We start from the raw sequence: 1600 nt of genomic DNA, 5'->3' as shown, positions 1-1600 counted from the left end.
CGTTCGACGAGGCGTCGCTCGCGACGCTCGAGCCGCGTCCGACGCTCGCGATCGTGTCGGGCCTCTACGAACTGTTCGGCGAGAACGCGCTGATCGAGCGCTCGCTGCGCGGGCTCGCGCAGGCCGTGCCGCCGGGCGGCTATCTCGTCTATACGGGGCAGCCGTGGCATCCGCAGCTCGAATTCATCGCGCGCGCGCTGAACAATCACCGCGGCGAAGCGACCTGGGTGATGCGCCGCCGCTCGCAGGCCGAGATGGACGAACTCGTCGCGCGCGCGGGCTTCCGCAAGCTCGACCAGCGGATCGACGAAATGGGCATTTTCACGGTCAGCCTCGCGCAGCGGGTCGACGCGTCATGAGTGCGTTCGACGGCGACGCGAGCGGCCTCGCCGAGCCGGCGTCTGCCGCCGGCGCGCGCGACGCGTCGTTCGCGCTGCGCTTCGGCTGGCTCGCGGTGATGGGGGCCGTGTTCTTCTCGACCTACGGTTTCGCGAACTGGCTCGCCGCGCGCCGCGCGGCGGTGCCGACCTTCGCGTTCGGGTGGGAGCATGCGATCCCGTTCGTGCCGTGGACGATCGTGCCGTACTGGTCGATCGACCTGCTGTATGCGCTGTCGTTCTTCTTCTGGACGCGCCGTGCCGACCTGCTCGATCACGTGAAGCGGCTGTTGACCGTGCAGTTGATTTCGGTCGCGTGCTTCATCGCGTGGCCGCTGCGCTTCGGGTTCGAGCGGCCCGACGCGGGCGGCGTGGCCGGTGCGCTGTTCACGCTGCTGATGGGCTTCGACAAGCCGTTCAACCAGGCGCCGTCGCTGCACATCGGGCTGCTCGTCGTGCTGTGGGCCGTCTATGCGAAGCACCTGCGCGGCACGCTCGCGCGTGTCGTGCTGCACCTGTGGTTCGCGGCGATCGGCGTGTCGGTGCTGACCACCTACCAGCATCACGCGATCGACGTGCCGACTGGCGCGGCCGTCGGCTGTCTCGCGCTGTTCCTGTTTCCGCTGCGCGATGCCGCGGGCCGGCTGCCGGGCGCCGCTGCGTCGCCGGGCGCGGCCGGCCGTGCGCTCGCGCGCCGCTATGCGCTTGGCGCGGCGGCGGTCGCGCTGGTGGCGCTCTGGTGCGTGCCGCGCGCGCCCGGCTGGGCGCTGGCGGCAGGGTGGGTCGCGCTGGCGCTCGCCTGTGTCGCGTGGATCTACCGGCGCGGCGCGCCCGGCGCATTCCAGAAGGACGCGCACGGGCGTTTTCCGGTCGTCATTCGCTGGCTGCTCGCGCCGACGATTGCGGGCGCGTTCGTCAATTCGCGACTGTGGACGTTCCGGCAGCCGGCGCCGGTGCGGATTGACGAACGCGTCTCGATCGGCCGTACGCCGACGACCCGCGACGTGCGCCGCCACGGCTTCACGGCGCTGGTCGACCTGACCGCCGAAATGCCGCGCTGGGCCTCGGTCGATGCAGCGCTCGCGTATGCGACCGTGCCGCAGCTCGATCTCGTCGCGCCGACGGCCGGGCAACTCGCGCAGGCCGTCGCGGCGCTCGAACGCCTGCACGGGGAAGGGCGCGACGTGCTGGTCTGCTGCGCGCTCGGCTACGGGCGCAGCGTG

Annotated in this window: 2 protein-coding genes; both read left to right on the top strand. The window is 71.7% G+C overall.

The features are described 5' to 3' along the window. Positions 1 to 359 (top strand): class I SAM-dependent methyltransferase family protein (locus tag G3N99_RS39665; RefSeq protein WP_206125126.1); only part of this gene is annotated, 359 nt, incomplete at its 5' end. After that, positions 356 to 1600, top strand: a 1245-nt coding sequence (locus G3N99_RS39660; protein ID WP_206125125.1) for a phosphatase PAP2 family protein, incomplete at its 3' end; no start/stop codon positions are given. The genes G3N99_RS39665 and G3N99_RS39660, both read left to right, overlap by 4 nt.

Origin of the sequence: Burkholderia sp. Ac-20392, from assembly GCF_017104585.1 — a bacterium.
In the GTDB taxonomy this organism is placed as follows: domain Bacteria; phylum Pseudomonadota; class Gammaproteobacteria; order Burkholderiales; family Burkholderiaceae; genus Burkholderia; species Burkholderia lata.
The sequence above is the reverse complement of the archived record's forward strand: the minus strand, read 5'-3'. Positions and strand labels throughout refer to the sequence as shown.